Source organism: Chitinophaga sp. (assembly GCF_036566945.1).
Lineage (GTDB): Bacteria > Bacteroidota > Bacteroidia > Chitinophagales > Chitinophagaceae > Chitinophaga.
The window spans coordinates 1-4,284 of record NZ_DATCVJ010000885.1; the positions used below are offsets into that span (position 1 = coordinate 1).

Genomic DNA, 4,284 nt, shown 5'->3' on the forward strand with positions numbered 1-4,284 from the left:
GGCAGCAGAATTTCTCCGTAGTCAGTTTCACCAAAAAAATGATCATCATTGGTGGCAGTGCCTATACCGGAGAAATCAAAAAAGGGATTTTCACCATTTTGAATTACGTATTACCGCACAACAAAAATGTGCTGAGCATGCACTGCTCTGCCAACATTGGCGAACAAGGTGATACTGCCGTATTTTTTGGTTTGAGCGGCACCGGCAAAACTACCCTGAGCGCAGATCCTGCACGTAAACTGATAGGAGATGACGAACATGGCTGGACGGCTACCGGCGTGTTTAACTTTGAAGGCGGTTGTTATGCAAAATGTATTGACCTTTCTGAAGAAAAGGAACCGCAGATATTTCATGCCGTCCGTGAAGGCGCATTGCTGGAAAATATCAAGTTCTTTCCCGGTACCAATACCGTGAACTATGCAGATGGCAGTATTACAGAAAACACCCGCGTTTCTTATCCGCTGCATTACATTGAAAATGCCCTGGAACCTTCTGTAGGAGGCATTCCAAAGAATATCTTTTTCCTCACCTGCGATGCTTACGGAGTGTTACCGCCTATTTCCAGGTTATCGCCCGGACAGGCCATGTACCAGTTTATTTCTGGTTATACCGCCAAAGTAGCAGGTACTGAAACAGGTATTACAGAGCCCAAACTGACCTTCAGCGCATGTTTCGGTGCACCTTTCCTTCCACTTCATCCGGCACAGTATGCACAGATGTTGGGAGAAAGAATGCGCAAATACAACGTAAACATATGGCTGATCAATACCGGCTGGACAGGCGGCGCTTATGGTACCGGCAATCGTATTAAACTCAGTTATACGCGTGCCATGATTGCGGCTGCCTTAAACGGACAACTGGATAAGGCGGCTTTCCATGCACATCCGGTATTCGGATTTACTATTCCGGATAATTGCCCCGGCGTTCCGGATAATATCCTGGATCCGCGCAATACCTGGGAAGACAAAGCAGCGTACGATGCACAGTTGGCGAACCTTGCCGGACAGTTCATCCGCAACTTTGAAAAGTATGCTGCCGCAGCAGATAAAGAAATACTGGATGCTGCACCAAAAATTTAATGGATAAATACCCTGTGAGCTGTTCTTCTATTGTATATATCAGTACGAAGATTTATATTTAAGTTTTGCCTTATAATTTCCACTAAACACCACGTAAGTTCCTGACGGGCGCAATGCCTGAGCAAAGCAAGTTCCTTTACCGGAGCTTGTTTTGCTGGACTTCGACATCGCATAAAGCCCCTTCTCTTCAAATCAGCTGCATCAAATCACAGTTTTCCTTACCTTTGCACATGCAAATTTTAGACGGTAAACTAGTTTCTGAGGCTATCAAAGCCCAATTAGCCGCTCAGGTGGCTGAATTAAAGGCCGCTGGTAAAAAGGTTCCTCACCTGGCAGCCATATTAGTAGGTAACAATCCTGCCAGTGAAACATACGTAGCATCCAAAGTAAAATCATGTGCCGAATGCGGGTATAATTCTACCCTTCTTCGTTTTGATGCACAGATTTCTGAAAAACATCTGCTGGATCAGATCACTTTGCTGAATGAAAATCCGGATGTAGATGGCATTCTCGTTCAATTACCTTTACCTAAACATATCAACGAAGAACTGGTGATCAACACCATTGATCCCAGCAAAGATGTAGATGGTTTCCATCCTATGAACGTTGGTAAAATGGTAAGTGGCTTACCTGCTTTTATTCCGGCTACACCGTACGGCATTATGCTGTTGCTGGAACATTATAATATTCCTACCAAAGGTAAACACGCTGTAGTCATTGGCCGTAGCCATATTGTGGGTACTCCGATGAGCATTTTGCTGAGCCGCAACACCAATCCCGGCAACTGTACTGTTACCCTCACGCATTCACAAACACATAACCTGGCAGACATCTGCCGGCAGGCAGATATTATTATCGCCGCAATTGGCAAACCTGATTTTGTGACGGCAGACATGGTAAAAGAAGGTGCTGTAATTGTGGATGTAGGTATTAACCGGGTAGAAGACGCCAGCAAAAAGAGCGGTTTCCGCTTGAAAGGCGATGTGAAGTTTGATGAAGTAGCGCCTAAATGTAGTTACATCAGCCCCGTTCCAGGTGGCGTTGGACCTATGACGATAGCTGCGTTACTCAAGAATACCTATCACGCCAACATTGGTTTGAAAGGAAGTATGAATTGAAACAGCTATTAGCTGTTAGCTTTTAGCTTTTAGAAAAAAGCGGAAAGTGGAATTGGAAGAAGCTTTTTGCTTTAGGCTTTGAGCCTTTTGCTTTAATTAATTGTGTTACCGGTTGTAAAAAACCGGATCTTTGTAAAGTAATCATGTCTGTAATAACTACAAATATTAATACCCATACGCTACCATTGATGGAGCGCTTCTACACCATTCAGGGGGAAGGCTTCCATCAGGGCAGAGCAGCCTATTTTATCAGGCTGGGCGGCTGTGATGTGGGCTGCGTATGGTGCGATGTTAAAGATAGCTGGGATGCAGAGAAGCATCCGCAGGTGTCTGTAAATGATATTGTAACGGAAGCTGCTGCCTATCCGGGCCGCATTGCGGTGGTAACAGGTGGAGAACCGCTCCTCCATAATCTGGATGCACTTACCAAATCCCTGCATAAACAAGGCTTTCAAACACATATAGAAACCTCCGGTTCCTCGCCACTTAGCGGAAACTGGGACTGGATCACCTTATCTCCCAAAAAATTCAAAGCACCTTTACCGGAAATCTGTAAGGCTGCGCATGAATTGAAAGTGGTTATTTTCAACAAAACAGATTTTGCCTGGGCAGAAAAGTATGCTGCCCTCGCTGGCAAACACTGTAAATTATATCTGCAACCTGAATGGGAACGCAGTGCGGAAATGACGCCACTGATTACGGAGTATATCAAAGATCATCCGCAATGGACCATGTCCCTGCAGATCCATAAATATATTAACGTTCCTTAACGCGATTTTTTGTCTTCCTCAGGATTATACTGATTATACTGATTTTTACGATTTTGTTTTTGTGATTTTATAGATTAAAAAAGATTAGCGAAGATGGCCATGTAAGATGTTCGTCTTCGCTAATCTTTTTTAATCCTGAAAAACAATAATCGTGAAAATCAGTATAATCAGTATAATCCTGGGGAAGACAAATTCCGCTGCACTATTTTTGGCAGGAATTTCGTTAATTACAGAGCGAATACATTCTATGAAAAAAACCTCTCTGATGATACTGGGTTGCCTGTTAGGCATCGGGATGCAAATGCAGGCCCAGATAGTAACCTATGAAACTGCTCCTAAAAAAGCCAAAGCCAGCTTCGACCGCGCCATTGATGCCGTAAGACTTTACCAGACCCCGGCCGCCATCAGTTTTCTGCAGGAAGCCATCAAAGTGGCTCCCAACTTTACAGATGCATACGGACAAATGGGACTATGCTATGTGGAACTGAAAGACTATGCTGCCGCCACCACCGCTTTTGATAAGCTAAAACAACTGGACAGCAGCGGCTTACGTCCTGTATCTGTACCCTATTCCAGGGCAATGGCAGGTACCGGAAATTTCGTAGGGGCGTTACAGTTAATCACACAATATCTTGCCAACATAAAATCAAAAAGTCCGAATGCAGAAAAGCTGAAAGCGAATTATGAATTTGCAGTCAACAACAGCCGTCAGACCGTTCCTTTTCACCCGGAAAACCTGGGTGATCCGGTGAATAGCAAAGATCCGGAATACTTTCCCTCCCTTACCATTGACAGTAAAACATTGATTTTCACCAGGCGTGTAAATGGCCGCAATGAAGATTTTTATATTACGTACCGGGATAATAATAATAAATGGTCAACGGCCCAAAACATGGGTGAACCTGTAAACTCCTCTTTCAATGAAGGCGCACAAAACATTTCACAAGATGGTACCATGCTGGTATTCACAGGCTGCGAATTTCCAGAAGGCAAAGGCAGCTGCGATCTGTACTATTCGGAAAAAACCGCTGAGGGCTGGACCGCCCCAAAGAATTTTGGATCGCCCATCAACACCCGCGACTGGGAATCACAACCCTGTCTCAGCACCGACAAACAAACGCTTTATTTTGCACGTGAAACATCAGATAATGGTGCAGATATATTTGTAACCACACGACAACCCAACGGACAATGGGGTGTTCCTCAACGCCTTGGTCCCAATATTAATACGGCCGGCCGGGAAACGACTCCCTTTATTCACGCAGACGGACAAACGCTTTACTTTGCGTCCAATGGTCATCCGGGTTATGGCGGACT

General features: G+C 44.7%; 3 protein-coding genes and 1 pseudogene. All 4 read left to right on the forward strand.

The window, feature by feature from the left end:
• A partial coding sequence (locus tag VIP81_RS26710) for a phosphoenolpyruvate carboxykinase (ATP) (protein ID WP_331968515.1) occupies positions 1-1,079 on the forward strand: 1,079 nt, incomplete at its 5' end.
• A gap of 230 nt (positions 1,080-1,309) precedes the next feature.
• The gene (folD, locus tag VIP81_RS26715) at positions 1,310-2,197 is read left to right on the forward strand and encodes a bifunctional methylenetetrahydrofolate dehydrogenase/methenyltetrahydrofolate cyclohydrolase FolD (protein ID WP_331968518.1); all 888 of its coding nucleotides are present in this window, start codon (positions 1,310-1,312) and stop codon (positions 2,195-2,197) included.
• A gap of 143 nt (positions 2,198-2,340) precedes the next feature.
• Complete coding sequence (locus tag VIP81_RS26720) at positions 2,341-2,967, forward strand: 7-carboxy-7-deazaguanine synthase QueE (protein WP_331968521.1); 627 nt, start codon at positions 2,341-2,343, stop codon at positions 2,965-2,967.
• Between the two features lie 247 nt (positions 2,968-3,214).
• A pseudogene (locus VIP81_RS26725) lies at positions 3,215-4,284 on the forward strand (flagellar motor protein MotB); the annotation flags it as partial.